The sequence below is a fragment of the Pseudomonas sp. 6D_7.1_Bac1 genome (assembly GCF_025465945.1).
Lineage (GTDB): Bacteria > Pseudomonadota > Gammaproteobacteria > Pseudomonadales > Pseudomonadaceae > Aquipseudomonas.
This window is the reverse complement of the sequence record NZ_JANLNW010000020.1, coordinates 95283-121990: the sequence shown is the minus strand read 5'-3', so window position 1 is coordinate 121990 and position 26708 is coordinate 95283. Positions and strand designations below refer to the sequence as shown.

Annotated in this window: 27 protein-coding genes and 1 pseudogene; 21 read left to right on the top strand and 7 right to left on the bottom strand. The window is 60.4% G+C overall.

Going from position 1 to position 26708, the window contains the following annotated elements:
* Positions 1–151 precede the first annotated feature (151 nt).
* Complete coding sequence (gene rpmE, locus NTD87_RS05980) at positions 152–367, bottom strand: 50S ribosomal protein L31 (RefSeq protein ID WP_054595223.1); 216 nt, start codon at positions 365–367, stop codon at positions 152–154.
* Between the two features lie 169 nt (positions 368–536).
* Here rpmE and NTD87_RS05975 point away from each other — a divergent pair, with 169 nt between their 5' ends.
* From NTD87_RS05975 to NTD87_RS05930, 10 genes are all read left to right on the top strand, one after another.
* Positions 537–2756: a primosomal protein N' gene (locus NTD87_RS05975; protein WP_262112576.1), complete on the top strand. Its 2220-nt coding sequence runs from the start codon at positions 537–539 to the stop codon at positions 2754–2756.
* A 238-nt stretch (positions 2757–2994) separates the two neighbouring features.
* Positions 2995–4731, top strand: coding sequence for an arginine--tRNA ligase (gene argS, locus NTD87_RS05970; RefSeq protein ID WP_262112575.1), 1737 nt, complete (start codon positions 2995–2997; stop codon positions 4729–4731).
* Position 4732: 1 nt separating this feature from the next.
* The gene (locus NTD87_RS05965) at positions 4733–5434 is read left to right on the top strand and encodes an SPOR domain-containing protein (protein WP_054595220.1); all 702 of its coding nucleotides are present in this window, start codon (positions 4733–4735) and stop codon (positions 5432–5434) included.
* 230 nt (positions 5435–5664) lie between these two features.
* A complete protein-coding gene (gene hslV, locus NTD87_RS05960) occupies positions 5665–6195 on the top strand; it encodes an ATP-dependent protease subunit HslV (protein WP_216742893.1) in 531 nt (176 codons plus the stop codon).
* A 57-nt stretch (positions 6196–6252) separates the two neighbouring features.
* Entirely contained in the window at positions 6253–7593 is a 1341-nt protein-coding gene (gene hslU / locus NTD87_RS05955; RefSeq protein ID WP_262112570.1) for an ATP-dependent protease ATPase subunit HslU, read from the top strand.
* Between the two features lie 143 nt (positions 7594–7736).
* The gene (locus NTD87_RS05950) at positions 7737–8114 is read left to right on the top strand and encodes a DUF971 domain-containing protein (protein ID WP_262112569.1); all 378 of its coding nucleotides are present in this window, start codon (positions 7737–7739) and stop codon (positions 8112–8114) included.
* Positions 8115–8356: 242 nt separating this feature from the next.
* Entirely contained in the window at positions 8357–10036 is a 1680-nt protein-coding gene (gene phaC, locus NTD87_RS05945) for a class II poly(R)-hydroxyalkanoic acid synthase (RefSeq protein WP_262112567.1), read from the top strand.
* Between the two features lie 145 nt (positions 10037–10181).
* Positions 10182–11039, top strand: coding sequence for a poly(3-hydroxyalkanoate) depolymerase (gene phaZ / locus NTD87_RS05940; protein ID WP_262112565.1), 858 nt, complete (start codon positions 10182–10184; stop codon positions 11037–11039).
* A gap of 114 nt (positions 11040–11153) precedes the next feature.
* Positions 11154–12836 (top strand): class II poly(R)-hydroxyalkanoic acid synthase, encoded by a 1683-nt coding sequence (phaC, locus tag NTD87_RS05935; RefSeq protein ID WP_262112563.1) that lies wholly within the window; start codon positions 11154–11156, stop codon positions 12834–12836.
* Positions 12837–12898: 62 nt separating this feature from the next.
* Positions 12899–13519 carry a TetR/AcrR family transcriptional regulator gene (locus NTD87_RS05930; protein ID WP_262112561.1) on the top strand — a complete coding sequence of 207 codons (621 nt, stop codon included), beginning with the start codon at positions 12899–12901 and terminating at the stop codon, positions 13517–13519.
* 218 nt (positions 13520–13737) lie between these two features.
* On the opposite strand, the gene NTD87_RS05925 is transcribed toward NTD87_RS05930, so the two are convergent.
* From NTD87_RS05925 to NTD87_RS05915, 3 genes are all read right to left on the bottom strand, one after another.
* A complete protein-coding gene (locus NTD87_RS05925) occupies positions 13738–14514 on the bottom strand; it encodes a phasin family protein (RefSeq protein ID WP_262112559.1) in 777 nt (258 codons plus the stop codon).
* Between the two features lie 10 nt (positions 14515–14524).
* A complete protein-coding gene (locus NTD87_RS05920; protein ID WP_262112557.1) occupies positions 14525–14947 on the bottom strand; it encodes a phasin family protein in 423 nt (140 codons plus the stop codon).
* A gap of 249 nt (positions 14948–15196) precedes the next feature.
* On the bottom strand, positions 15197–15472 hold the full coding sequence (locus NTD87_RS05915; RefSeq protein ID WP_262112556.1) for a polyhydroxyalkanoic acid system family protein: 276 nt from the start codon (positions 15470–15472) through the stop codon (positions 15197–15199).
* 155 nt (positions 15473–15627) lie between these two features.
* Here NTD87_RS05915 and ubiE point away from each other — a divergent pair, with 155 nt between their 5' ends.
* The 11 genes and pseudogenes from ubiE (at position 15628) to NTD87_RS28005 (ending at position 23838) form a co-directional block, all read left to right on the top strand.
* Complete coding sequence (gene ubiE, locus NTD87_RS05910) at positions 15628–16398, top strand: bifunctional demethylmenaquinone methyltransferase/2-methoxy-6-polyprenyl-1,4-benzoquinol methylase UbiE (RefSeq protein ID WP_007989286.1); 771 nt, start codon at positions 15628–15630, stop codon at positions 16396–16398.
* Positions 16398–17021 (top strand): SCP2 domain-containing protein, encoded by a 624-nt coding sequence (locus NTD87_RS05905; protein WP_262112553.1) that lies wholly within the window; start codon positions 16398–16400, stop codon positions 17019–17021. Before ubiE ends, NTD87_RS05905 begins: the two co-directional genes overlap by 1 nt.
* Positions 17018–18622 carry a ubiquinone biosynthesis regulatory protein kinase UbiB gene (ubiB, locus tag NTD87_RS05900; RefSeq protein WP_262112551.1) on the top strand — a complete coding sequence of 535 codons (1605 nt, stop codon included), beginning with the start codon at positions 17018–17020 and terminating at the stop codon, positions 18620–18622. Before NTD87_RS05905 ends, ubiB begins: the two co-directional genes overlap by 4 nt.
* Before the next feature lie 81 nt (positions 18623–18703).
* Positions 18704–19105, top strand: coding sequence for a phosphoribosyl-AMP cyclohydrolase (gene hisI / locus NTD87_RS05895; protein ID WP_262112549.1), 402 nt, complete (start codon positions 18704–18706; stop codon positions 19103–19105).
* Entirely contained in the window at positions 19098–19430 is a 333-nt protein-coding gene (locus NTD87_RS05890; RefSeq protein WP_003220849.1) for a phosphoribosyl-ATP diphosphatase, read from the top strand. Before hisI ends, NTD87_RS05890 begins: the two co-directional genes overlap by 8 nt.
* Positions 19431–19455: 25 nt before the next feature.
* Entirely contained in the window at positions 19456–19737 is a 282-nt protein-coding gene (locus NTD87_RS05885; RefSeq protein ID WP_262112547.1) for a twin-arginine translocase TatA/TatE family subunit, read from the top strand.
* Positions 19738–19747: 10 nt separating this feature from the next.
* Positions 19748–20188 (top strand): Sec-independent protein translocase protein TatB, encoded by a 441-nt coding sequence (gene tatB / locus NTD87_RS05880; RefSeq protein WP_262112544.1) that lies wholly within the window; start codon positions 19748–19750, stop codon positions 20186–20188.
* The gene (tatC, locus tag NTD87_RS05875) at positions 20185–20979 is read left to right on the top strand and encodes a twin-arginine translocase subunit TatC (RefSeq protein WP_262112543.1); all 795 of its coding nucleotides are present in this window, start codon (positions 20185–20187) and stop codon (positions 20977–20979) included. Before tatB ends, tatC begins: the two co-directional genes overlap by 4 nt.
* A complete protein-coding gene (locus tag NTD87_RS05870; RefSeq protein ID WP_262112542.1) occupies positions 20976–21683 on the top strand; it encodes a 16S rRNA (uracil(1498)-N(3))-methyltransferase in 708 nt (235 codons plus the stop codon). Before tatC ends, NTD87_RS05870 begins: the two co-directional genes overlap by 4 nt.
* 238 nt (positions 21684–21921) lie before the next feature.
* Positions 21922–22980: pseudogene (locus NTD87_RS28010) on the top strand (methyl-accepting chemotaxis protein); the annotation flags it as partial.
* Entirely contained in the window at positions 22966–23838 is an 873-nt protein-coding gene (locus NTD87_RS28005; protein ID WP_410017465.1) for a methyl-accepting chemotaxis protein, read from the top strand. The pseudogene NTD87_RS28010 and the gene NTD87_RS28005, both read left to right, overlap by 15 nt.
* A 147-nt stretch (positions 23839–23985) precedes the next feature.
* Here NTD87_RS28005 and NTD87_RS05860 read toward each other — a convergent pair whose 3' ends face one another.
* The 3 genes from NTD87_RS05860 to NTD87_RS05850 all read right to left on the bottom strand — a co-directional run bounded on the left by NTD87_RS05860 (position 23986) and on the right by NTD87_RS05850 (position 26633).
* Entirely contained in the window at positions 23986–24720 is a 735-nt protein-coding gene (locus tag NTD87_RS05860) for an amino acid ABC transporter ATP-binding protein (RefSeq protein ID WP_262112540.1), read from the bottom strand.
* On the bottom strand, positions 24713–25672 hold the full coding sequence (locus NTD87_RS05855; protein WP_262112539.1) for an amino acid ABC transporter permease: 960 nt from the start codon (positions 25670–25672) through the stop codon (positions 24713–24715). The genes NTD87_RS05860 and NTD87_RS05855 overlap by 8 nt, the downstream gene beginning before the upstream one ends.
* Positions 25673–25835: 163 nt before the next feature.
* Positions 25836–26633 (bottom strand): transporter substrate-binding domain-containing protein, encoded by a 798-nt coding sequence (locus tag NTD87_RS05850; protein ID WP_262112538.1) that lies wholly within the window; start codon positions 26631–26633, stop codon positions 25836–25838.
* Positions 26634–26708: the final 75 nt, after the last annotated feature.

Below are 26708 nucleotides of genomic sequence, written 5' to 3'. Positions count from 1 at the left end.
AGCCTCTGCGCTTGGAGATTGGCACCGTTGGCGCTGTAGAAATGGGCCAGGGCACTGGAGAGCCAAACCGCAGACATAAAAAAGGCGCCCGCGAGGGACGCCTTTTTCATCAATCCGGAGAAGCCGAAACGACCCTCCAAAAAGATCAGCCTTAGGCTTTTTTGCCGAAAGCACCGAAACGATCGGCGAACTTCTGTACACGGCCGCCAGTATCCAGAGTCTTCTGCTTACCGGTGTAGAACGGGTGGCACTCGTTGCATACGTCGATCGCCAGAGGCTTGGCCAGGTTCGAACGAGTTTCGAACTTGTTGCCACAGCTGCAGGTAACTGCGGTGATTTCGTATGTTGGATGGATATCGGCTTTCATGGTGTCTTCCTCGGGCTAGCGTGCCGCCACTCAACACTATTGTTGAATACCGCACGTAATTAGGCCGCGGATTCTACCAGACCTTTGCAATCACGCAAGCTATGCCTCACTCCGACCGTCTGCTAGGCTCCGGCCCTTCTTTACCGCCCGTTCAATGAGATCCCCCCGCGTGCCCGACGCCATTTTGCGCCTCGCCTTGCCTTCGCCTCTGCGCCGCCTGTTCGACTACCGTGCCCCGGCCGGCGTCCTGCGCGCGCACCTGCATCCGGGCATGCGGCTGCGGGTGCCGTTCGGCCGCCGCGAGATGATCGGGATACTGGTGGAAGTCACCAGTCACAGCGAAGTCCCGGCCGACAAGCTCAAGCCGGCATTGGCTTTGCTCGACGCCACGCCACCGTTGCCGGCGGCGCTGTTCAAGCTGTGCCTGTGGACGTCCCAGTATTATCAGCACAGCCTCGGTGACACCTTGAGCTGGGCGCTGCCGGTCCTGTTGCGCCAGGGTGAACTGGCCGAAGCTCGCCAGGAACGCTTCTGGTCGATCACTCCGGGCGCCAAACTGGATGACCCGCGCATCGCCCGTGCTCCGCGTCAGCGCGAAGCCCTGGCGACCCTGGCCCAGCATCCTCACGGCGTTGCCCATCAGTTGCTGAGCAAGTTGATGCTGAGCAAGGACAGTCTCGACCTGCTGTTGGCCAAAGAACTGGTGAAGGTGGATATCCGCAAAAACGCGCCGAGCGAGCGCCACGAACACTGGCTGGCGCAACCGGAGCTGCCGCTGAACCCGGAGCAACGCGCCGCGTATGAAGCGATCCGCGCAGGTTTCGACAGTTTCCACGCGTTCCTGCTGGCCGGCGTCACCGGCAGCGGCAAGACCGAAGTCTATTTACAACTGATCCGCGAAACCCTTGAGGCCGGCAAGCAAGCGCTGGTGCTGATCCCCGAAATCAACCTCGGGCCGCAGACCCTGGCGCGCTTCGAGCAGCGCTTCAATGCGCGTATCGCCCTGGTGCATTCGGCCGTCAACGACCGCGAACGCCTGGAATCCTGGCTCGCCGCCCGGGATGGCGAGGCCGACATTATTATCGGCACCCGCTCGGCACTGTTCACGCCAATGAAGAACCCCGGACTGATCATCATCGATGAAGAGCACGATGGCTCTTATAAACAGCAGGAAGGTTTGCGCTATCACGCCCGTGACCTGGCGTTGGTGCGAGCACGGCAGGAAAACATCCCGATTGTCCTCGGCTCGGCGACGCCATCACTGGAAAGCCTGCACAACGCCTACACCGGTCGTTACGGACTCCTGCGCTTGAACGAGCGCGCCGGCGGGGCGAAACAACCTCGCTTCCTGCGCCTGGACGTCAAAAGCCGTCCGCTGGACAGCGGCATTTCCGGCCCGATGCAACAGGCGATCGGCCAGACACTCGCCGCCGGCCAGCAAGTATTGGTGTTCCTCAACCGTCGCGGCTTTGCGCCCACCCTGCTCTGTCACGATTGCGGCTGGATGTCCGAATGCCAGCGCTGCGATGCGCGAATGACCGTGCACCAGCGCTCCGGCGAGCTGCGTTGCCACCATTGCGGCTACGTCGAGCGCGTCCCTCGGCATTGCCCAACCTGCGGCAAAGTCGATTTGCGACCGGTGGGCGCCGGTACCGAGCGCGCAGAAGAGCGTTTGGGCATTCTGTTCCCGGACTACCCGGTGTTGCGGGTCGATCGCGACAGTACCTCGCGCAAAGACGCGATGAATCAGCTCTTCGCGACCATTCAGAAAGGTAAGCCGTGCATTTTGGTGGGCACGCAGATGCTCGCCAAGGGGCACCACTTCCCACGGGTGACACTGGTGTCGATTCTCGATGCCGACGGCGGGTTGTTCTCCGGTGACTTCCGCGCCAGCGAGCGCATGGCCCAGTTGATCGTGCAAGTGGCGGGTCGTGCCGGCCGCGCCGAAGAGCCGGGCAAAGTGATCATCCAGACCCATTTGGCTGACCATCCGCTGTTGGTGCAACTCACCGAACAAGGTTATTTCGCCTTTGCCGAACAGGCCTTGAGCGAGCGTCGTTCCGCCGGGCTGCCACCGTTCGCGCACCTGGCGCTGTTGCGGGCCGAAGCGCACAAACCGGGGCAGGCCGAAAGCTTCCTCGATGAAGCCTGCAGCGAGGCTGAACGATTGCTGGATGAGCAGAGTCTGACAGGGATCGAGTTGCTGGGACCGGTGCCGGCGCCGATGGAACGCCGGGCCGGGCGTTATCGTGCGCAATTGTTGCTGCAAGCTACGGCTCGGGCACCGCTGCATCGTTTGCTGAGCGCCTGGCTGCTGGCGCTGGAACAGATGCCGAGCGGGCGGCAGGTGCGCTGGTCGCTGGATGTTGATCCTGTCGATTTGTATTGATTTGAAGATCGCCATCGCGAGCAGGCTCGCTCCCACAGTGGATCTCGGGTGTTCATGCATTTTGTGTTCACCACCAACTCCCTGTGGGAGCGGGCTTGCTCGCGATGGCGGCGGATTTGTCACCACATATCCATAACCTGCCTGCTATGGTTGGCAAGCCCGACTTCGCAACGGATAATGCCCAGTTTTTCCACCTGCGCATTGATGCGCCGCCGCTTTGCGGTTGATAGAGAAGACCATGAAAGACACCATTCGCCAGTTGATCCAGCAAGCCCTCACCCAACTCGTTACCGACGGTGTGTTGCCTGAAGGCCTGACGCCGGCGATTCAGGTGGAGAACTCCCGTGACAAGACTCACGGCGACTTCGCCAGCAACATCGCCATGATGCTGGCTAAACCGGCCGGCATGAAACCGCGCGATCTGGCGGAAAAAATCATTGCCGCGCTGCCGGCTGACGAAAACGTCAGCAAAACCGAAATCGCTGGTCCAGGTTTCCTCAACTTTTTCCAGAACACCCAAGCCCTGGCCTCGCGCCTGGACGCCGCCCTCGCCGACGCCCAAATCGGCGTACGCAAGGCAGGCTCCGTGCAGCGCACCGTGGTCGACCTGTCGGCCCCGAACCTGGCCAAAGAGATGCACGTGGGTCACTTGCGTTCGACCATCATCGGCGACGGCGTGGCGCGCGTGCTGGAGTTCCTCGGCGACACCGTGATCCGTCAGAACCACGTGGGCGACTGGGGCACCCAGTTCGGCATGCTGATGGCGTACCTGCAGGAAAACCCGATCACCAGCGATGAACTGTCAGACCTGGAAAACTTCTACCGCGCCGCCAAACAGCGCTTCGACGAATCCGCAGAATTCGCCGACCGCGCCCGTGGCCTGGTGGTCAAGCTGCAGGCCGGTGACGCGGAATGCCTGGCGCTGTGGACCAAGTTCAAGGACATCTCGCTGTCCCACTGCCAGAAGATCTACGAACAGCTGAACGTCAAACTGACCATGGCCGATGTGATGGGCGAAAGTGCCTACAACGACGACCTGATCAACGTGGTCAACGACCTCAAGGCCAAGGGCATGCTGGTCGAGAGCAACGGCGCCCAGTGCGTGTTCCTCGACGAGTTCAAGAACGCAGACGGCGACCCGCTGCCGGTGATCATCGTCAAGGCCGACGGCGGCTACCTCTACGCCACCACTGACCTGGCGGCCGTGCGTTATCGAAGCGGCGTGCTGAAAGCCGACCGCGCGCTGTATTTCGTCGACCAGCGTCAAGCCCTGCACTTCCAGCAAGTGTTCGAAGTGGCGCGTCTGGCTGGGTTCGTGACCCATCCGATGGAAATGGAGCACATGGGTTTTGGCACCATGAACGGTGCCGATGGCCGCCCGTTCAAGACCCGTGATGGCGGCACCGTGAAGCTGGTCGACCTGCTGAACGAAGCCAAGGAGCGCGCCTACACGCTGGTAAAGGAAAAGAACCCGGAATTGGCCGAAGCCGACCTGCGCAACATCGCCAAGGTGGTGGGCATTGGCGCGGTGAAATACGCCGACCTGTCCAAGCACCGCACCAGCGACTACAGCTTCAACTTCGACCTGATGCTGAACTTCGAAGGCAACACCGCGCCGTACCTGCTGTACGCCTACACCCGTGTGGCCGGCGTATTCCGCAAACTCGGCAAGGACTTCAGCGAAGTCGAGGGGCAGATCGTTCTTGAAGCCGCACACGAACACGAACTGGCCGCCAAGCTGGCGCAGTTCGGTGAAGTGCTGAACAACGTCGCCGAAAAAGGTACACCGCACACGCTCTGTACCTACCTGTACGACGTTGCCGGCCTGTTCTCCAGCTTCTACGAGAACTGCCCGATCCTCAGCGCCGAAACACCGGCACAGATGCAAAGCCGCTTGCGCCTCGCCGCATTGACCGGTCGCACTCTCAAGCAAGGCCTGGAACTCTTGGGCCTGGAAACTCTGGAGCGTATGTAAGTTGGCTGCCAAGAAAAAACCAGCACCAAAGCGTGGCGCCAGCCGTTACCAAGCTCCTGCAAAAAAGCCGATTCCGGGATGGCTATGGATGGCCATCGGCCTGACCGTGGGCGCGTTCATCGTGTTCCTGATGAAGCTGGAGCCGGGCAAGGGCAGCGAAAGCGTCAAGCGCGAGAAGGTGGAGCAACAGAAAGCCAGCAAGATCGCCGAGGCCAACAAGACCCCGCCGAGCCCCACGCAACCGGTGAAGCCGAAGTACGACTTCTACACCTTGCTGCCGGAATCCGAGGTCATCGTGCCGCCGGATGCGGTGCCGGAGAAAACCCTGCCGACGCCACAGACCGCGCCTGTTGCGCCGGTCACCCCGGCAGAAGCGGCGAAGATCGACACCGCGCGCGCCCAGGCCGCGCTGAGCGGCGTCACCCCGCCGCCAGCGCCACCGGTGGCGAAAGCGGCGCCGGTGACCAAGTTCTTCCTGCAAGCCGGTTCGTTCCGCAAGGAAGCCGACGCCGACAAGGTCCGCGCGCAGATCATTCTGCTCGGCCAGGCGGTTTCGGTGGAGTCCGGCACGGTGAAGGATGAGACCTGGTATCGCGTGTTGGTCGGCCCGTTCAGCAACCGCGAACAACTGACCACCGCCCAAAAACAACTGGCCGGCAGCGGCTTCAGCAACCTGTTGTTACAACAACGCCAGAGCCGCTGACCCTGTCAGTCACGCCGCGTCATCGTTCATCGCGAGCAGGCTCGCTCCCACAGAATATGCCCCCCCCTGTGGGAGCGAGCCTGCTCGCGATGGCGTCCTTATAAACACCACATCTCTAATTTGGCTCGCACCGCTCGTCCCCCGCCACGTCCTGCAGTTGAAATACGCCTCACCACCCCCATATGAGTTTGCATAAGGCATTTTCGCCCCGCTGCGTGGAGACTCTTCCCTTGACCACCATCGTTTCAGTTCGCCGCCACGGCAAAGTCGTCATGGGCGGCGACGGCCAGGTTTCTCTCGGCAATACCGTGATGAAAGGCAACGCGAAGAAAGTTCGCCGCCTGTACCACGGCCAGGTCATCGCCGGTTTTGCTGGCGCCACCGCTGACGCCTTTACCCTCTTCGAACGTTTCGAAGGCCAGCTTGAGAAACACCAGGGCCACCTGGTTCGCGCCGCTGTCGAGCTCGCCAAAGAATGGCGCACCGACCGCTCCCTCAGCCGCCTCGAAGCGATGCTCGCGGTCGCCAACAAAGACGCCTCCCTGATCATCACCGGCAACGGCGATGTGGTTGAACCCGAAGAAGGCCTGATCGCCATGGGCTCCGGTGGCGGTTACGCTCAGGCCGCCGCCAGCGCCCTGCTGAAGAAAACCGATCTGTCGGCCCGGGAAATTGTCGAAACCGCCCTGGGCATCGCCGGCGACATCTGTGTATTCACCAACCACACCTTCACCATTGAGGAGCAGGACCTCAGCGAATAAGCCTGTTTCGGCCATCACGCCACGGCATTCATTCTTGTTTGAGGACCACCCATTACCATGCCAATGACTCCCCGCGAAATCGTCCATGAACTCAGTCGCCATATCATCGGCCAGGACGATGCCAAGCGCGCCGTCGCCATCGCCCTGCGTAACCGCTGGCGCCGGATGCAGTTGCCTGAGGAGCTGCGCGTTGAAGTAACCCCCAAGAACATCCTGATGATCGGCCCGACCGGTGTCGGTAAAACCGAAATCGCCCGTCGCCTGGCCAAGCTTGCCAACGCGCCGTTCATCAAGGTCGAAGCGACCAAGTTCACCGAAGTCGGTTATGTCGGCCGCGACGTCGAGTCGATCATTCGTGACCTTGCCGATGCCGCGATCAAGCTGCTGCGCGAACAGGAAATGATCAAGGTTCGCCACCGCGCCGAAGACGCCGCCGAAGAGCGCATCCTCGACGCACTGCTGCCGCCGGCACGCATGGGCTTCAGCAACGAAGACGCCGCGCCGGCCCAGGATTCCAACACCCGCCAACTGTTCCGCAAGCGCCTGCGCGAAGGTCAGCTGGATGACAAGGAGATCGAAATCGAAGTCGCCGAAGTATCCGGCGTCGATATCTCCGCGCCACCGGGCATGGAAGAAATGACCAACCAGTTGCAGAGCCTGTTTGCAAACATGGGCAAGGGCAAGGCCAAGAGCCGCAAGCTCAAGGTCAAGGAAGCGCTGCGGCTGGTGCGCGACGAAGAAGCCAGCCGCCTGGTCAATGACGAAGAGCTCAAGGCCAAGGCCCTGGAAGCGGTCGAGCAGCATGGCATCGTGTTCATCGACGAAATCGACAAGGTCGCCAAGCGTGGCAATTCCGGCGGTATCGACGTGTCCCGCGAAGGCGTACAGCGCGACTTGCTGCCGCTGATCGAAGGCTGCACGGTCAACACCAAACTGGGCATGGTCAAAACCGACCACATCCTGTTTATCGCCTCCGGCGCATTCCACCTGAGCAAACCGAGCGACCTGGTGCCCGAGCTGCAAGGCCGTCTGCCGATCCGCGTCGAACTCAAGGCCCTGACCCCGGAAGACTTCGAACGCATCCTCAGCGAGCCGCACGCGTCGCTCACCGAACAGTACTGCGCACTGCTGAAAACCGAAGGCGTGACCATCAAGTTCCAGCCGGACGGCATCAAACGTGTGGCAGAGATCGCCTGGCAGGTCAACGAGAAGACCGAAAACATCGGTGCCCGTCGCCTGCACACCTTGCTCGAACGCCTGCTCGAAGAAGTGTCGTTCAGCGCCTCTGATCTGGCCAGCACCCACAGCGAGGAACCGATCCGCATCGACGCTGCATACGTCAACAGCCACCTCGGCGAATTGGCGCAGAACGAAGACCTGTCCCGTTATATCCTGTAAGCCATACTTACAGCGATCGAGAACCTGTGGGAGCGAGCCTGCTCGCGATGACGGCGGAACATTCAACCCGTGTGTTGACTGTCCGCTTGCTATCGCGAGCAGGCTCGCTCCCACAAGGTTCGACGCATAACGGAATGGCAGTCATGACCAAACTCCCCACCGATATCAAACTGCACAAAGCCTCGAAAACCCTGGAGCTGAAATACGCGCCCGATGAGGTCTATCACCTGAGCGCAGAATTTTTGCGCGTGCACTCTCCTTCCGCCGAGGTCCAGGGCCACGGCAAACCCATCCTGCAATTTGGCAAGATCGGCGTAGGCCTGAACAAGGTAGAACCGGCCGGTCAGTACGCACTGAAATTGACCTTCGATGACGGCCACGACAGCGGCCTGTTCACCTGGGAATACCTGTACGAGCTGGCGCGACGTTATGACGCACTCTGGGACGACTATCTTGCCGAGCTCAAAGCCGCCGGAAAATCCCGCGATCCAAGCGTGTCTGTCGTCAAGCTGATGCTCTAGCTCAAGGCTCGCGCTCTTTAGAGGGCATTTTCTAATTTCATCTGTTTGAATGCTGGGCTGCGGTGTCGAGGATCGGCCTGCTTGCGAAAAAAATTAAACTCGGGTAACCAATGGAGCTGGCAAGTTCCGTGCATTTGTAGCTATGCGCAATTAACGGTCACCCGAGCAGTAGTACCTGGCATTGGCTGTGTGACTACACAGCAAAACTCAGGTACTCGTCTCAGGACAATGGAGCGTCGTAGATGAGTAACAAGAATAACGATGACCTGAAACGTCAAGCCTCGGAAAACACCCTGGGCCTGAATCCTGTCATCGGCTTGCGTCGAAAGGATCTGCTTACCTCTGCCCGCATGGTGCTGACCCAGGCCATCAAACAACCCATTCACAGCGTCAAGCATGTCGCGCACTTTGGCATTGAGCTCAAGAACGTGATGCTCGGTAAATCCGAGCTGCAACCGGAAGGCGATGACCGTCGCTTCTCCGATCCGGCGTGGAGTCAGAACCCGCTCTACAAACGTTATCTGCAAACCTACCTGGCGTGGCGCAAGGAACTCCACGACTGGATCGGCGACAGCAACCTGTCCGAGCAGGACATCGCCCGCGCCCACTTCGTGATCACCCTGATGACCGAGGCCATGGCCCCGACCAACAGCGCGGCCAACCCTGCTGCCGTCAAACGCTTCTTCGAAACCGGCGGCAAAAGCCTGCTCGATGGCCTCTCCCACCTGGCCAAGGATCTGGTGCACAACGGCGGCATGCCGAGCCAGGTCAACATGGGTGCTTTCGAAGTCGGCAAGAGCCTGGGCACCACCGAAGGCGCGGTGGTTTTCCGTAACGATGTACTGGAGCTGATCCAGTACCGGCCAATCACTGAACAAGTGCACGAACGCCCACTGCTGGTGGTACCACCGCAGATCAACAAGTTCTACGTTTTCGACCTGAGTCCGGACAAAAGCCTGGCGCGCTTCTGCCTGCGCAACAACGTGCAGACCTTTATCGTCAGCTGGCGCAACCCGACCAAGGCCCAACGCGAATGGGGTCTGTCGACCTACATTGAAGCGCTCAAGGAAGCGGTCGACGTGGTCACCGCGATCACCGGCAGCAAAGACGTGAACATGCTCGGCGCCTGCTCCGGCGGCATCACCTGCACCGCACTGCTGGGCCACTACGCTGCGATCGGCGAGAAGAAGGTCAACGCCCTGACCCTGCTGGTCAGCGTGCTCGACACCACCCTGGACTCCCAGGTCGCGCTGTTCGTCGACGAACAAACCCTGGAAGCCGCCAAGCGCCACTCCTATCAGGCCGGCGTGCTCGAAGGTCGCGACATGGCCAAGGTCTTCGCCTGGATGCGCCCCAACGACCTGATCTGGAACTACTGGGTCAACAACTACCTGTTGGGCAACGAACCGCCGGTCTTCGACATTCTGTTCTGGAACAACGACACCACGCGCTTGCCGGCCGCGTTCCACGGCGACCTGATCGAATTGTTCAAAAACAACCCACTGATCCGCCCCGATGCACTGGAAGTGTGCGGCACGCCCATCGACCTCAAGCAGGTCACGGCCGACGTCTACTCCCTGGCTGGCACCAACGACCACATCACACCGTGGAAGTCCTGCTACAAGTCGGCGCAGCTGTTCGGTGGCAAGATCGAATTCGTGCTGTCCAGCAGCGGCCATATCCAGAGCATTCTGAACCCGCCGGGCAACCCGAAATCCCGTTACATGACCAGTACCGACATGCCGGTCCATGCCAACGACTGGCTTGAGAATTCAACCAAGCACACCGACTCCTGGTGGCTGCACTGGCAGGCCTGGCAGGCCGAGCGTTCGGGCAAACTGAAAAAAGCCCCGACCGTTCTCGGCAACAAGGCCCATGCGGCAGGTGAAGCCTCACCGGGGACATACGTGCATGAACGCTAATCGACACACCTCATCCTGATGTGGGAGCGAGCCTGCTCGCGATGACGGCGCCACCTTCGGCCTATGTGCCGATTGACACACCGCTATCGCGAGCAGGCTCGCTCCCACAGGGACGAGATACGACCCAACCCACAGGGCCTGAAGCATGCCGCAACCGTTCATATTTCGTACCGTCGACCTGGATGGCCAAACCATCCGCACCGCGGTACGCCCCGGCAAGCCTCACTTGACGCCCTTGCTGATTTTCAACGGCATCGGCGCCAACCTGGAGCTGGTGTTTCCGTTCGTCCAGGCACTGGACCCGGACCTGGAAGTGATCGCCTTCGACGTACCCGGTGTCGGGGGCTCATCGACGCCTAACCACCCCTATCGCTTTCCCGGCCTGGCCAAACTGACTGCACGGATGCTCGACTACCTCGACTACGGTCAAGTCAATGTGGTCGGCGTTTCCTGGGGCGGGGCACTCGCCCAACAGTTCGCCTTCGATTACCCCGAGCGCTGCAAGAAGCTCGTTTTGGCAGCGACGGCAGCGGGCATGGTGATGGTGCCGGGCAAGCCGAAAGTGCTGTGGATGATGGCAAGCCCAAGGCGCTACATCCAACCATCCCACGTGATTCGCATTGCGCCGCTGATCTACGGCGGTTCGTTCCGCCGTGATCCGAACCTGGCGGCGGAGCACGCGAGCAAAGTGCGTTCGGCGGGCAAACTCGGCTACTACTGGCAGCTGTTCGCGGGCCTGGGCTGGACCAGCATTCACTGGCTGCACAAAATCAATCAACCGACCCTGGTGCTGGCCGGTGATGACGACCCACTCATTCCGCTGATCAATATGCGCCTGCTGGCCTGGCGTATTCCCAATGCCCAGCTACACATAATCGACGACGGTCATTTATTCCTGATCACCCGGGCTGAGGCCGTCGCACCGATCATCATGAAATTTCTCCAGGAAGAACGCCAACGGGCGGTGATGCATCCGCACCCGGCGTCGTTCGGCGGCACTTAACGTACTGCGTACGTCGACAAGGTTGTCGAGAGCCGCAAGAGAGACCCGCAGCGACTATGGTGTCTATTCGGGATTGATGTACTTGTTGATGGCTTGACGAAGGAGTGTTGACTCATGCGAGACAAAAAAGCGCCGGGCGCCTTTCCCCCACCCGCCGCGTTCATCAATGCTCAGAGTGCGATCACCGGTCTGCGCGGCCGGGATCTGTTTTCGACTCTGCGCAGCGTCGCCGCCCATGGCTTGCGCCACCCGGTGCACAGTGCCAAACACGCACTGGCGCTGGGCGGGCAACTGGGCCGAGTGCTACTGGGCGAGACCTTGCACCAGCCCAACCCTGCGGACAATCGCTTCGCCGACCCGAGCTGGGCCCTCAATCCGTTTTACCGGCGCGGCCTTCAGGCCTACTTGAGCTGGCAGAAGCAGATCAAAAAATGGATCGATGAAAGCGGCATGCCGGCGGATGACCGTGCACGCGCGCAATTTGCCTTTACCCTGCTCAACGACGCCGTCTCGCCATCCAATACCTTGCTCAACCCGCTGGCGATCAAGGAGCTGTTCAACTCCGGCGGCCAGAGTCTGGTGCGTGGCCTCAGCCACCTGCTCGACGACTTGATGCACAACAATGGCCTGCCCAGCCAAGTCACCAAGCACGCCTTCGAGGTGGGCAAAACGGTTGCCACCACCACCGGCTCCGTGGTGTTTCGCAACGAACTGCTGGAACTGATTCAGTACAAGCCGATGAGCGAAAAACAGTACGCCAAGCCGCTGCTCATCGTGCCGCCGCAGATCAACAAGTACTACATTTTCGACTTGAGCCCGCACAACAGTTTCGTCCAGTTCGCGCTGAAAAACGGTCTGCAGGTGTTCATGGTCAGCTGGCGTAACCCGGATGTCCGCCATCGCGAATGGGGCCTGTCGAGTTACGTCGAAGCGGCGGAAGAAGCGCTGAATGTCTGCCGCGCAATCACCGGCAGCCGCGAGGTCAACCTGATGGGTGCCTGCGCCGGTGGCCTGACCATCGCCGCCTTGCAGGGACATCTGCAAGCCAAGCGGCAACTGCGACGGGTCGCCAGCGCGACCTATCTGGTCAGCCTGCTCGACAGTCAACTGGAAAGCCCGGCAACCCTGTTCGCCGACGAGCAGACCCTGGAAGCGGCCAAGCGTCGCTCCTACCAAAAGGGTGTGCTCGAAGGCCGCGACATGGCCAGGGTCTTTGCCTGGATGCGCCCCAACGACCTGATCTGGAACTACTGGGTCAACAATTACCTGCTGGGCAAAGAACCGCCTGCGTTCGACATTCTCTACTGGAACAACGACAACACTCGCCTGCCGGCCGCTTTTCACGGTGACCTGCTGGACTTCTTCAAGCACAACCCGTTGACCCATCCTGGCGGACTGGAGGTCTGCGGCACGCCGATTGACTTGCAGAAAGTCAACGTTGACAGCTTCAGCGTCGCCGGCATCAACGACCACATTACGCCCTGGGATGCGGTGTACCGCTCGACACTGCTGCTGGGAGGTGATCGGCGCTTCGTGCTGTCCAACAGCGGTCATGTGCAGAGCATTCTCAACCCACCGAGCAACCCCAAGGCCAACTACGTCGAGAACCTGAAACTGAGCAGCGATCCACGGGCCTGGTACTACGACGCCAAACACGTCGATGGCAGTTGGTGGACCCAATGGCTGGGCTGGATTCAGGAACGCTCCGGCACTCAACACGAAACCCTGATGGCCCTCGGCAACCAGAACTATCCACCGATGGAGGCGGCGCCAGGCACCTACGTGCGCGTACGCTGAACTCCCCCCGTGCCACGGCCCTCAGTGTCGGCCGTGGCCTGACGAATCACTAAGAAGACTGGATGAAAACCCGCGACCGGATTCTTGAATGTGCCCTGCTGCTGTTCAACCAAAAGGGCGAGCCGAATGTTTCCACCATGGAAGTTGCCAATGAGTTGGGGATCAGCCCCGGCAACCTTTACTACCATTTTCACGGCAAGGAGCCGCTGATTCTTGGGCTGTTCGAGCGTTTTCAGAGCGAATTGACACCGTTGCTCGATCCGCCATCGGACGTGCAACTGGCACCGGAAGATTACTGGCTGTTCCTGCACCTCATCGTCGAACGCCTGGCGCACTATCGCTTCCTGTTCCAGGACCTGTCGAACCTGGCCGGACGCTTGCCGAAACTGGCCAAAGGCATCCGCAATTTGCTCAATGCCCTCAAGCGCACGCTGGCCTCGTTACTGGCGCAGTTGAAGGCTCAGGGGCAACTGGTCAGCGATACCCAGGCACTCGGGCAACTGGTGGAACAAATCACCATGACCCTGCTGTTTTCCCTGGACTATCAGCGGATTCTCGATCGTGAAGGCGAAGTGCGTGTGGTGGTCTACCAGATCATGATGCTGGTGGCGCCACACCTGCTGCCGCCGGCGAAACACGCGACCGAGCAGTTGGCGTTGCAGTATCTGGAAGAACACGAATAACCCGATATTTATGCGACGAAAATCCAGTGTGGGAGCGAGCTTGCTCCGGGCGGCGATCCGACGATAGCGATCTAACAGTCGACATCAGTGTTGAATGTGATGACCCCATCGCGAGCAGGCTCGCTCCCACATTGGTTCTTTAGTGTTTTCTAAAATGTACTCCGAAACAAAAACGCCCGACCTTCGCAGGCCGGGCGTTTTTGCGTGTCCTGGATTGATCAGGACTGACTGGTTGGCGCCGATGGGGCTGGCGTAGCAGTCGGGGTCACGGCAGGGGTTGGCGCCGCGGCGGAGTTCGCCGAGCTGACCGGTGCTGCCGGTTTGGCAGCGGCCACTGCTGGTTTCGGTGCAGCAGCTTTCGGGGCTGCGGGTTTCCTGGCTACCGGCTTCTTCGCAGCGGCAGGCTTAGCGGCGGCTTTAGCGGCTACCGGTTTGGCTGCTGGCTTGGCCGCTGCAGGTTTGGCTGCGGCGGTTTTTGCTGCTGGCTTGGCAGCCGGTTTAGCGGCAGCTTTGACCAGGGGTTTGGCAGCAGTTTTAGCGGCAGGTTTGGCTGCTGCGGTTTTAGCTGCAACAGGCGCAACCTTGGCACCGGTGAGTTTTTCGATTTGCTTGGTCAGGGTATCGACCTTGCTGTGCAGCGCTTTGACTTCATTGCGGCTTGGTACGCCAAGACGCGAAATGGCGCTGTTCAGGCGCTTGTCAAAAGCCCCTTCCAGTTCGTCCCACTTGCCCAGCGCGCGATCTTTGACACCACTGATACGCGACTTGGCCGATTGAGCGGAGTCTTTGGCAGCGTCGACTGTTTTGCCGACAGCGCTCTTGGTGAGCTTCTCGGCTTTCTCGCCATCTTTAACCAATGTATCGAAGAGTTTGCTGCCGTCAGTGTCGATCTTCGAGTACACGCCTAAACCAGCAAGCCAGATTTTGCGGGAGTAGTCTTCGACTTTCCCAATCCACGAGCTGCCTTCTTTCTCGGTGTTCTTTTTACCAGCCATCCCGTTCTCCTTAATGTTTACGCGCGACACGTTCGAGCAATGCCGTCAGCTCATCGAGCTTAGCAGAGAGTGTCTCAACGTCATGTTTAGACGGAATGCCGATACGATTCAAGGCACTCGCGACGCGCGTGTCGAACGCCTTCTCGACTTTGTCGAGTTGAACTTCGACTTTGCCTTTGAAAGTGCTGACTTCGCTCTTGGCGTCGTCAATCTCGGCATTGGCCGCTTCAAGCTTCTCGGCAACTACCTTTTTGCCTTTCTTTTCAATAGTTTGGCCAGCCTTGACCAACTCCTGAAAGTACTCGCTGCCTTCCTGACCGACCTTGGTGTAGGCACCCAGGCCTGCCAGCCAGATCTTGCGGGCATAGGATTTCACTTCGTTCAACGCCGTCGGCTGAACGTCAGTTTTTTTCTTCACAGTAACTTTGGCCATGGTGCACCTCACGCGCAGAAGGTTTGAGGAACTGCCCGTCAAGCGTCGGGCTCAGACACAACGTAGTGAGAAAAATTAGAAACGGCACCCTAACAACTGACACAAACAATGCGGATGACAGCGTTCTATTGTGGGAACGAGCCTGCTCGCGATAGCGGCTCATCATTCACCATCGACGCGGTCTGTCACTCCGCCATCGCGAGCAGGCTCGCTCCCACAGGGTTCTCATTCCACAGGAAGAATGGGAGTTCAGACCAACGCTTTATCGAGGGCTCTTTCGATTTCCGACTTGATGGTGCCGCTCATCGCGGACATCAACAGACCGAGTTCGACATCGATCCTGATTGAGGTATCGCCTACATGCACCGCGCCTTTAACCCCGGAACGCTTGAGGTTCAGGGTGTCGCCCGACCAATGAGGTACCAGGCCATATTGGGCAGCCAGTTTTTCTGCCAGTTTGTCAGCCTTCTCGCGGGCTGCTTCCTTACCCAGGCCATGGGCACGCTCAACACTAATATGGGCCACTGAATGACTCCTGCTTTATCGGGACTTGCCTCAAATATTCTGACCCCTGCTGCGTCAAAACGTCCGGGCGTTTGCCCATCTTACCTTCAGCCTTGCCAAGACAAAGCATGCCTTGGGGATTAGAATGTCGCGCATTCTCTTTTGGTGACAGCGATATGACTGATCAGCGCAAAGGCAGCGATGCCGAACCCACCACTCACTTCGGCTTCAAAAACGTTCCGGAAAGCCAGAAAGCGGAAAAAGTCGCTGAGGTTTTCCACTCGGTAGCCGCCAAATATGACCTGATGAACGACCTCCTGTCGGGCGGCATGCACCGTCTGTGGAAGCGTTTCGCGATCGAACTGTCCGGCGTTCGCACCGGCAACCGCGTGCTGGACATCGCCGGTGGCACGGGCGACCTGACCAGAAAGTTCTCGCACCTGGTAGGCCCGACTGGTCAGGTGGTGCTCGCCGACATCAACGAATCCATGCTCAAGGTCGGTCGTGACCGCCTGCTGGATCTGGGTGTGGCCGGCAACGTCGAATTCGTTCAGGCCGACGCTGAAAAGCTGCCGTTCCCGGACAACCACTTCGACTGCGTGACCATCGCGTTCGGCCTGCGCAACGTCACCCACAAGGAAGACGCCCTGCGTTCCATGCTGCGGGTGCTCAAGCCGGGCGGCCGCCTGTTGGTGCTGGAGTTCTCCAAACCGACCAACGCGCTGATGTCCAAGGCCTACGACGCCTACTCGTTCGCCTTCATGCCGTTGATGGGCAAGCTGATCACCAATGACTCGGAAAGCTATCGCTACCTGGCCGAATCGATCCGCATGCACCCGAACCAGGAAACCCTGAAGTCGATGATGGTCGAAGCCGGCTTCGACCGCGTGACCTACCACAACATGACCGCAGGCATCGTCGCCCTGCACCGCGGCATCAAGCCCTGATGTTGCTTGCCGGCCTGCTCGCCAGTGTCGAACTCGGCCTCAACCGGGTACTGCGGCTCGACAGCACGGCACTGCCGCGTCTGGCGCATTTGAACGGCAAGGTGATTGCCGTCGATTGCCGCAGCCCGGCGTTGCAGATGTTCATTCTGCCCAGCGACGAAGGCCTGATGCTGGCGGCGCACTGGGCCGCGGATGCCGACTGCACCTTGCGTGCACCGGCCGCGAGCCTGCTCGCGCTTGCCTTGAGCAAGGACAAGACGTCGGTCCTGCATGGTCCTGAAGTTGAACTCGATGGCGACAGCGGCGTGCTGCTGGCGCTGGCGTCAGTCCTTCAGGACCTGGAACTGGACTGGGAATACGAACTCTCGCGCTGGCTCGGCCCGGTCGCCACGCCACTGCTGGGCGGTCACCTGCGCAGCCGCGCACGCTGGTATCAGCAAGGTTTCGCCAGCCTGAACCAGAATCTTGCCGAATACCTCGCCGAAGAATCGCGCGCCCTCGTTGGCCAGTGCGAAGCCGAAGCACGATTCAGTGAGCTGGACCAGATCAAACTCGATCTGGAACGTCTTGAGGCGCGCTTCGAGCGTCTTTCCCGATCCCTTGATTCAAGCGATAACGCATGAAGCTGCTTGCCGTCCGCCGTTTGTTGCGCATCCAGCGCGTCGTGATCCGTTACCGCCTCGATGACCTGCTGTTCGCCCTGCCACTGCCGTGGTTCCTGCTGGCACTGCGTTATGCGCTGCCGTGGCGCTGGTTCCCACGTAAAACCCTGGACCTGAGCCGGGGTGCGCGCTTGCGACTGGCCTTGCAGGACCTGGGGCCGATTTTCATCAAGTTCGGGCAGATTCTTTCCACCCGCCGAGACCTGCTGCCCGAAGACATCGCCGATGAGCTGATGTTGTTGCAGGACCGGGTGCCGCCGTTTGACTCGCAAGTGGCGGTCAAGCTGATCGAAGAACAGCTGGGCAAGAAGATCAGCGATGTGTTCAGCCGATTCGACATCGAGCCGCTGGCCTCGGCCTCGGTGGCGCAAGTCCACGCTGCGCAGTTGAAAAGCGGCGAAGAAGTGGTGGTCAAGGTCATCCGCCCGGGCCTCAAGCCGATCATTGCGCAAGACCTGGCCTGGCTGTTCATCCTCGCCCGCGCGGCAGAAAAGTTCTCTGCCGACGCGCGCCTGCTGCACCCGGTGGAGGTGGTCAGCGACTACGAAAAAACCATCTTCGACGAACTCGACCTGCTACGCGAGGCCGCCAACGCCAGCCAGCTGAGGCGTAACTTCGACGGCTCGCCGCTGCTGTACGTGCCCCAGGTCTACTGGGACTGGTGCCGGCCAAAAGTGTTGGTGATGGAGCGCATCTACGGGATTCAGGTCACCGATCTGGCGACCCTCGCCGACCAGCGCACCGACATGAAAATGCTCGCCGAACGCGGCGTGGAAATCTTCTTCACCCAAGTGTTCCGCGACAGCTTCTTCCACGCCGACATGCACCCCGGCAACATCTTCGTCAGCACCGTGCAGCCGTGGAGCCCGCAGTACATTGCGATCGACTGCGGGATTGTCGGCAGCCTGACGCCCGAAGACCAGGACTATCTGGCGCGCAACCTGTTCGCCTTCTTCAAGCGCGATTACCGCCGCGTTGCCCAATTGCACATCGACTCGGGCTGGGTGCCGGCAGAAACCAAACTCAACGAGTTCGAAGCGGCAATCCGTACCGTGTGCGAGCCGATCTTCGAAAAACCGTTGAAAGATATTTCCTTCGGTCAGGTGCTGATGCGCCTGTTCCAGACTGCGCGGCGCTTCAACATGGAAGTGCAGCCGCAGTTGGTGCTGCTGCAAAAAACCCTGCTCAACATTGAGGGCCTGGGCCGTCAGCTGTACCCGGACCTCGACCTGTGGAACACCGCCCAGCCATTCCTCGAACGCTGGATGCGCGAGCGCGTCAGCCCGAAAACACTGCTGGGTAACCTGCACAATCAGGTCGAGCAACTGCCGCACCTGGCCAACATGACCCGCGACTTGCTCGAGCGCATGTCGCAGCCCCACGCCGTAAACCTGCCACCGGCCTGGCACCGCCGTTCGGACGACTGGTTCCTGCGCCTGCTCGGTACCGCGCATCTGGCGGGCGGCGCGATCCTGCTCGCCGGCGGACCATTGGACGGACTGGGCCATTGGCCCGGCGCAATAATGGTGGCCGTGGGCTTGTATCTGGTCGTTCGCCGATAGCCAGTTGCGCCGCACGCTGGCACACTGTTTCAACGCCAGGGTTCCACTACTGAAGTGTCGAGCCCGCTGTCGGAGTCGAAGATGAAAGATTGGCTGGACGAGATCAAATGGGACGCAGATGGCCTGGTGCCGGCGATTGCCCAGGATCACAAGACCGGGCGCGTGCTGATGATGGCCTGGATGAACCGCGAAGCGCTGGAACTGACCGCCGCCGAGAATCGCGCCATCTACTGGTCACGCTCGCGCGGCAAGCTGTGGCGCAAGGGCGAAGAGTCCGGGCACGTGCAAACCCTGCATGAGATGCGTCTGGACTGTGACGCCGACGTGATTATTCTGATGGTCGAGCAGATCGGCGACATCGCCTGCCATACCGGCCGCCAAAGCTGCTTCTACCGCGTCTATGAGAACGGCGACTGGAAAACCGTCGACCCGGTGCTCAAGGACCCGCACGCTATCTATCATGCAGGACACACACATGAGTGACACCCTGACCCGCCTGGCCCAGGTGCTGGAAGAGCGTAAAGGCGCTGCCGCTGACAGCTCTTATGTCGCCAGCCTTTACCACAAGGGCTTGAACAAGATTCTGGAAAAAGTCGGCGAAGAATCGGTCGAGACCATCATTGCCGCCAAAGACGCCGCCATCAGCGGAGATTGCAGTGATGTCATCTACGAGACCGCTGACCTGTGGTTCCATAGTATGGTCATGCTCGCCCAATTGGGGCAGCATCCGCAGGCTGTGCTCGATGAACTGGACCGCCGCTTCGGCCTGTCCGGCCACGTCGAGAAAGCCTCGCGTCCGTCCGCCTGAATAACTATTAGAGAGGAGCAGCAACATGGGCATTTTTGACTGGAAACACTGGATCGTCATCCTGATTGTCGTGGTACTGGTTTTCGGCACCAAGAAACTGAAAAACCTCGGCACTGACGTCGGCGAAACGATCAAGGGCTTTCGCAAAGCCATGAACGACGAAGAAAAACCTGCCGAGCCGACAGTTCCGCCGACCGCCGCACAGCCAACATCGCCGGTGCAGCCACAGGCCTCGACACTGAAGGAGCCGCACACCATCGACGTGCAGGCCCATAAAGTCGAAGAGCCGACCCGCAAAGACTCGTGAGCACACACTAATGTTCGGTATCAGCTTCTCTGAACTGCTGCTCGTCGGCCTCGTTGCCCTGCTGGTGCTGGGCCCCGAGCGTCTGCCGGGTGCTGCGCGCACTGCCGGTCTGTGGATCGGGCGCCTGAAGCGCAGCTTCAACGCGATCAAACAGGAAGTTGAACGCGAAATCGGTGCCGACGAAATTCGCCGGCAACTGCACAACGAGCACATTCTGTCGCTGGAGCAAGAGGCACGCAAAATTCTCAACCCGACCCAGGAGCAGCCGACGCCGGTTGAGACTCCTGCAGCAACCGCCGAGCCTGCACCTATCGCTGCGGCGGTCTCACCCGCTGAAGCCGTTGCGCCCCTTGTTGCCGCACCTGCAACGCCTGTAGAACCTGTTGCGCCTGCCGCCGTGCCAACTGCGCCGGCGCCCCACGACCCAACACTGCCGCCGCGAGCCCCATGAGCGATATCCCGGAATCCGACCAGCACATGCCGCTGGTTTCGCACCTCACCGAGTTGCGTACTCGCCTGCTGCGCTGCGTCGCGGCGATCTTCCTGATCTTCGCCGGGCTGTTCGCCTTCACCCAGCAGATCTACACCTTCGTCTCGATACCGCTGCGCCAGTACTTGCCGGCAGGCGCGACGATGATCGCCACCGACGTGTCCTCGCCGTTCCTGACGCCGTTGAAGCTGACCATGATGGTCTCGCTGTTCCTGGCGATCCCGGTGATCCTGCATCAGATCTGGGGCTTCATTGCCCCGGGCCTGTACAAGCATGAAAAGCGCATTGCGGTGCCACTGCTGGTCTCCAGCATCCTGCTGTTCTACACCGGCATGGCCTTCGCCTATTTCCTGGTGTTCCCGCTGATCTTCAAGTTCTTCGCCTCGGCCACCCCGGCGGGCGTGGAAATGATGACCGACATCACCAGTTACCTGGATTTCGTCATGACGCTGTTCTTCGCCTTCGGCGTGGCGTTCGAGATCCCGGTGGCCGTGGTGCTGCTGGTGTGGATCGGCGTGGTCGACGTCAAATACCTGAAGAAGGTCCGCCCGTACGTGGTCATCGGCTGCTTCGTGGTCGGCATGATTCTGACCCCGCCGGACATCTTCTCGCAGACGTTGCTGGCCGTGCCGATGTGGCTATTGTTCGAAATCGGCATTCTGTTTGGCAGCCTGGTCAGCAAGCGTAGCGACCACACGGACGACCAGCCGGCTGACGATCACAACGACCAACCGCCAGCCACTCAGCCGTGAACCTGCTGCTGCTCATTGAGGCCGACTTCATTGCGGCCGACCGGGTGATCCTGCGTGATCGCCGGCTGACCCACATGCAGGAAGTGCATCGTGCGGTGGTCGGCGACAGTCTGCGGGTCGGGCGTATCGGCGGCTTGATGGGCTCGGCCGAGTTGCTGCGCCTGGACGCCGATGAAGCCGAACTGCGCGTCACCCTCGACCAGCCGCCACCGGCCAAGCTGCCGCTGACCCTGCTGCTGGCCCTGCCACGCCCGAAGATGCTGCGCAGAGTGTTTCAGACGGTGGCCGCCATGGGTGTGCCGCGAATCGTGCTGGTGAACAGCTATCGCGTCGAGAAGAGCTTCTGGCAGACGCCGTTCCTCGAACCCGAGGCGATTCGCGAGCAACTGATTCTTGGCCTGGAACAGGCCCGCGACAGCGTGCTGCCCGAGATCGTCATCGAGAAACGCTTCAAGCCCTTCGTCGAAGACCGCCTGCCGGCCATCGCCGACGGCACCCTTGGCCTGATCGGCCACCCCGGCAATTACCCGCCCTGTCCCCGGGGGCTGGACGAACCGGTGACCCTGGCCATCGGCCCGGAAGGCGGCTGGATCCCCTACGAAATCGACCTGCTGACCAAGGCCGGCCTGCAACCGGTACAGCTCGGCGACCGTATCCTGCGGGTTGAAACTGCCGTTACAGCCCTGCTTTCGCGCCTGTTCTAACGTCAAACACCGCTTCTGTGGCGAGGGAGCTTGCTCCCGCTTGGGCGCGAAGCGGCCATTGCTTTTTTTCGAGAAAGAACGCATCCACCGGTTTACGACTGCTTCGCAGCCGAGCGGGAGCAAGCTCCCTCGCCACAAGTCATTCCCCACCCAGACATTGCGGCGACCCTACAGATTTTCGGTTGCCGGCCGATATTCTCTCTATAAATCCAATAAGTGGTCATAGGGAGTCCGCAGAATGTACCGATGGTTAGCCGAAAACCTTGGAAATTTGAGCGTCAATCGCAAGCTTGGTATCGGCTTCGGCCTGGTGTTGCTACTGACCCTGCTGATCACTGTAAATGGTTGGATGGGCATGAGCAGCATCATCAGTCGCGGTGACAAGCTCGGTTATATTTCCAGCCTCAATGAGTTGACCAAAGACCTGCGCATTGCGCGTCTGGACTACGAAATGCGCCGCGGCGAACAAGGCCCCGCAGCGGTCAGCGACCTGTTGGGCAAGCTCGACACCGGCCTGCAAAGCGCCCTCAAGATGATCGAACAGCCTGCCAATGTGGCGATGCTCAACCAGCAACTGGAAGCCGTCAGCGAGTACAAGCACGCCTTCGCCGACATGACCCAGGCCACCGCCAACCGCGAAGCGGCCCGCTCCCGGCTCGGCACCACCGCCGACAACGCCGTGGCCCGCGTGGCCGAAGTCGAAAAAGCCCTGCTGCAAGGTGACAGCGTCACCCAGTTCAACAGCGTCATCGAGTTGAGCAAATTGATCCAGCAAGCGCGCTTTCAGGTTCGAGGTTACACCTACAGCGGCAAAGCCGATGCCGAACAACCGGCGCTGGACGCCATCGACAACGCCCTGAAGTACCTCAAGACCCTGCCGGAAAAACTACCGGAACAGCACCTCGCCAACCTGCAACAAGCCACCGACTCACTGACCGGTTACCGCGCCGCCGTCAGCCAATACCGCGATGCCCAAGTGGCCAGCGCCACCGCCCTCAAAGGCATGGCCCAGCAAGGTGACCTGCTGTTCGACCTGAGCAAAAAACTCACCGCCTCGCAAACGGCCACGCGTGACAGCGAAGCCGCCGATGCCAAAAACACCCTGCTCCTGGCGACCGTGCTGGCGCTGGCGTTCGGTCTGCTCGCTGCCTGGGCCATCACCCGACAGATCGTCATCCCGCTGAGCCAGACCCTGAAAGTCGCTGAACGGGTGGCTGCCGGGGACCTGACTCACAACCTCACTTCCCAGCGTCGCGATGAACTCGGCCAGCTGCAACGCGCCATGCAGAGCATGACCGTCGGCCTGCGCGAACTGATCGGCGGCATCAGCGAAGGCGTGACACAAATCGCCAGTGCCGCCGAAGAGCTCTCCGCCGTGACCGAGCAGACCAGTGCCGGGGTCAACAACCAGAAGGTTGAAACCGATCAGGTGGCCACGGCCATGAACGAAATGGCGGCCACCGTGCAGGAAGTCGCACGCAACGCCGAAGAAGCATCGGAAGCTGCCGTCGCCGCCGACCAACAGGCCCGCGAAGGCGACAAAGTGGTCGGCGAAGCCATCGCTCAAATCGAACGTCTGGCCACCGAAGTTGGCAATTCCACTGAAGCCATGGGCCATCTCAAGCGCGAGAGTGACAAGATCGGCAGCGTGCTCGATGTGATCAAGTCCGTGGCACAGCAAACCAACCTGCTGGCCCTCAACGCCGCCATCGAGGCTGCGCGGGCCGGTGAAGCCGGACGCGGTTTTGCCGTGGTTGCCGACGAAGTGCGCAGCCTGGCGCAACGCACCCAGAAGTCCACCGAAGAGATCGAAGAGCTGATTGTCGGTCTGCAAAGCGGCACTCAGCAGGTCGCCACCACCCTGGACAACAGCCGCAACCTGAGCGAAAGCAGCGTCGAACTGACCCGTCGCGCTGGCGGCTCGCTGTCAAACATCACCCGCACTGTCTCAGCGATTCAGGCGATGAACCAGCAGATTGCCGCAGCCGCCGAGCAGCAAAGCGCCGTGGCCGAAGAAATCAACCGCAGCGTGCTGAACGTGCGCGACGTCTCCGACCAGACCTCGGCCGCCAGCGAAGAGACCGCCGCCTCCAGCGTCGAGCTGGCACGGTTGGGCACCCATTTGCAGATGCTGGTGGGCAAGTTCAGGGTTTAAGGCGATTCAACCGCCTCGGTCAGCTTGCGACCGAGGTGATGCCAATCGCGAGCAGGCTCGCTCCCACAATTGACCGCGTATTTACTGACGACTCGGTCCAATGTGGGAGCGAGCCTGCTCGCGATAGCGGTCTAACAGGCGCTCGAATTACAAAACCTGGCGTAAAAACGCCTGCGCCCGCGGGTCTTTCGGGGCATCGAAGAACTCGGCCGGCGAGGCGTCTTCCAGCAGTTTGCCGTGATCGAAGAACAGCACCCGATCCGCCACTTCCCGCGCAAAGCCCATTTCGTGCGTCACGCAGACCATGGTCATGCCTTCCACGGCCAGGGCTTTCATCACATCCAGCACTTCGCCGACCATTTCCGGGTCAAGCGCCGAGGTCGGCTCATCGAATAACATGACCTTCGGCTCCATCGCCAGCGCCCGGGCAATCGCTACGCGCTGTTGCTGACCGCCCGAGAGCCGCGACGGGAATTCGTTGGCCTTCTGCGCAATGCCAACCTTTTCCAGCAGCGCCAGGGCCTTGACCTCACGCTCCCGCTTGCCGCGCTTGCGCACGACTTTCTGCGCCAGGCAGAGGTTCTCCAGCACCGTCATGTGCGGGAACAGGTTGAAGTGCTGGAACACCATGCCGACTTCTCGGCGATAGGCATTCACGTCAGTTTTCGGGTCAGCCAGTTGCAGACCGTCGATGCTCACCGAGCCCGAGTCGAATTCTTCCAGCCCATTCAGGCAGCGCAGAAAGGTCGACTTGCCTGACCCCGACGGGCCGATCACCACCAGCACTTCACCCTTGGCCACTTGCGTGGTGACGTTGTCCACCGCGCGGACCACGTGGCCGCGGGTGTCGAAGACTTTTACCAGATCGCGGACTTCAATCACTTTGCGCGAGCCTCCGCTCAAGCCGGCTGGCGATTTTCGACAGCGGCAGGTTGATCAACAGGTACAGGCCCGCCACGCAAAACAGGATTTCGAACGGCGAGAACGAGGTGGTGATGACTTCACGGCCGCTTTTGAGCAGCTCGGTGATGGCGATGACTGACACCAGCGAGGTGTCCTTGACCAGACTGATGAACTGCCCGGCCAACGGTGGCAGCACGCGTTTGAACGCTTGCGGCAACACCACGTGGCGCATCGACTGGCCTGCGCTCAAACCCAGCGAGCGGGCGGCTTCGTTCTGCCCACGGGCAATCGACTGCACGCCAGAACGAATGATTTCCGCTACATAGGCACCGGTGAACAGCGACAGCGCAGCGATCCCGGCGAACTCGCGGGACAGGTTGAGCACCGTGCCGATGAAGAAATAGAAGATGAAGATCTGCACCAACAGCGGTGTTCCGCGCACCAACTCGACGTAGACCGTCGACAGGTCGCGCAGGGTCGGGTTGTTCGACAGTCGGCACAGGCCGGTTGCCAGACCGATCAGCAGCCCGAGCACGCCCGACACCAGCGACAGCCACAACGTTGTCCACAGGCCCCACATCAGCGGTCCTGCCGCCCAATGCCGGGTCACGCCAACCACGTCGCCTTCCGCCACATCGTCGCCACGGGCGACTTGCAGGCTGTTGTCATCGACACTCAGGTGCTGTTCGACCCCGGCATCGTTGCGCAGGGTCACTTCGGCCTTATCGCCTTTGCGCACCAGTTCGCTGACGATGGAAATGTCTGCGGCACGCTGAGTCTCTTCGGCGTGATAGGCGAAGTACTGCGGTACGCGGTTCCAGCGCCATTCGTAGGACATCAGCGAGGTGGCGTAATACAAGGCGCCCGCCATGCCGATCAACACCAGCACGGTCAACACGTGCCAGGGCCATTGGGCTTTTTTCTGTTTCATTTGCTCTGAAGATTCCGAAATTTTTGCCACTGGGGAGGCCGCCATCGCGAGCAGGCTCGCTCCCACAGTTGACCGTGTACTTAGTCAGTGACTCGGTCTATGTGGGAGCGAGCCTGCTCGCGATAGAGGCGACTCGGTCTATCCGACCGGCCGCCTGTCAGCCTTACTCCATATCCTTGAGCCAGGCGGCGTCTTTGAACCACTTGTCATGGATGCGATCGTAGGTGCCGTCTTCGTGGATCTGGTGCAGGAAGTTGTTGATGAAGTTGATGCTGTCGTAGTCACCCTTCTTCAGACCGAAGGCCAGCGGCTCGTAGGTGAACGGCTTGTCGAGGAACACCAGTTTGCCGTTGCCGACCTTGTTCACCGCCACGACGTTGTAAGGCGCGTCGTAGATAAAGGCATCAGCCTTGCCGTTGACCACGTCGAGCACGGCTTCCTGCTCGTTGTCGTAACCGTGGTACTTGGCTTTGGAGATCAGCTTTTTAGCGACCATTTCGCCGGTGGTACCCAACTTGGAAGTGATGCGGTAGTCGGCAGTGTTCAAGTCTTTATAGGAGGTGATGGTGCCTTCCAGGTCCTTGCGGATCAGCAGCGTCTGGCCAACTACGATGAACGGTTCACTGAAGTTCAGGCGCAGGTTGCGTTCCTGGGTCAGGGTCATGCCGCTGCCGATCATGTCGAACTTGTCGGTCAGCAGGGCCGGGATGATCCCGTCGTAACCGGTGGACACCATTTCCAATTTGACGCCCATGGCCTTGGCCATGGCTTTGAGGATGTCGACTTCGAAGCCGATGATCTCGCCGCGCTTGTTGGTCATTTCGAACGGCATGTAGGTCGGGTCCATGCCGACTTTCAGCGTGCCGCGCTTGACCGCCTCGTCGATGGCGCCGGCGTGTGCCGCGTTGACTGCCACCAGTGTCGCGACGCCGAGCAGCAGCATCGAGAGATACTTCTTCATCACCAAGTCCCCTAACCCATCGTGTTGTGAGGCGTGCAAAAAGCAGATTTCCGTTAGAAAACCGACAGATACGAA

Bases quoted from the DNA above. Each gene is read 5' to 3' on its own strand.
- NTD87_RS05885 (WP_262112547.1), top strand. From the start codon at position 19,456: ATGGGCATTTTTGACTGGAAACACTGGATCGTCATCCTGATTGTCGTG.
- tatB (WP_262112544.1), top strand. From the start codon at position 19,748: ATGTTCGGTATCAGCTTCTCTGAACTGCTGCTCGTCGGCCTCGTTGCC.
- NTD87_RS05950 (WP_262112569.1), top strand. From the start codon at position 7,737: ATGACCAAACTCCCCACCGATATCAAACTGCACAAAGCCTCGAAAACC.
- NTD87_RS05855 (WP_262112539.1), bottom strand. From the start codon at position 25,672: ATGAAACAGAAAAAAGCCCAATGGCCCTGGCACGTGTTGACCGTGCTG.
- tatC (WP_262112543.1), top strand. From the start codon at position 20,185: ATGAGCGATATCCCGGAATCCGACCAGCACATGCCGCTGGTTTCGCAC.
- NTD87_RS05920 (WP_262112557.1), bottom strand. From the start codon at position 14,947: ATGGCCAAAGTTACTGTGAAGAAAAAAACTGACGTTCAGCCGACGGCG.
- NTD87_RS05925 (WP_262112559.1), bottom strand. From the start codon at position 14,514: ATGGCTGGTAAAAAGAACACCGAGAAAGAAGGCAGCTCGTGGATTGGG.
- ubiE (WP_007989286.1), top strand. From the start codon at position 15,628: ATGACTGATCAGCGCAAAGGCAGCGATGCCGAACCCACCACTCACTTC.
- rpmE (WP_054595223.1), bottom strand. From the start codon at position 367: ATGAAAGCCGATATCCATCCAACATACGAAATCACCGCAGTTACCTGC.
- phaZ (WP_262112565.1), top strand. From the start codon at position 10,182: ATGCCGCAACCGTTCATATTTCGTACCGTCGACCTGGATGGCCAAACC.
- ubiB (WP_262112551.1), top strand. From the start codon at position 17,018: ATGAAGCTGCTTGCCGTCCGCCGTTTGTTGCGCATCCAGCGCGTCGTG.
- phaC (WP_262112567.1), top strand. From the start codon at position 8,357: ATGAGTAACAAGAATAACGATGACCTGAAACGTCAAGCCTCGGAAAAC.
- NTD87_RS28005 (WP_410017465.1), top strand. From the start codon at position 22,966: ATGCAGAGCATGACCGTCGGCCTGCGCGAACTGATCGGCGGCATCAGC.
- NTD87_RS05890 (WP_003220849.1), top strand. From the start codon at position 19,098: ATGAGTGACACCCTGACCCGCCTGGCCCAGGTGCTGGAAGAGCGTAAA.
- hisI (WP_262112549.1), top strand. From the start codon at position 18,704: ATGAAAGATTGGCTGGACGAGATCAAATGGGACGCAGATGGCCTGGTG.
- hslU (WP_262112570.1), top strand. From the start codon at position 6,253: ATGCCAATGACTCCCCGCGAAATCGTCCATGAACTCAGTCGCCATATC.
- NTD87_RS05850 (WP_262112538.1), bottom strand. From the start codon at position 26,633: ATGAAGAAGTATCTCTCGATGCTGCTGCTCGGCGTCGCGACACTGGTG.
- NTD87_RS05905 (WP_262112553.1), top strand. From the start codon at position 16,398: ATGTTGCTTGCCGGCCTGCTCGCCAGTGTCGAACTCGGCCTCAACCGG.
- argS (WP_262112575.1), top strand. From the start codon at position 2,995: ATGAAAGACACCATTCGCCAGTTGATCCAGCAAGCCCTCACCCAACTC.
- phaC (WP_262112563.1), top strand. From the start codon at position 11,154: ATGCGAGACAAAAAAGCGCCGGGCGCCTTTCCCCCACCCGCCGCGTTC.
- NTD87_RS05930 (WP_262112561.1), top strand. From the start codon at position 12,899: ATGAAAACCCGCGACCGGATTCTTGAATGTGCCCTGCTGCTGTTCAAC.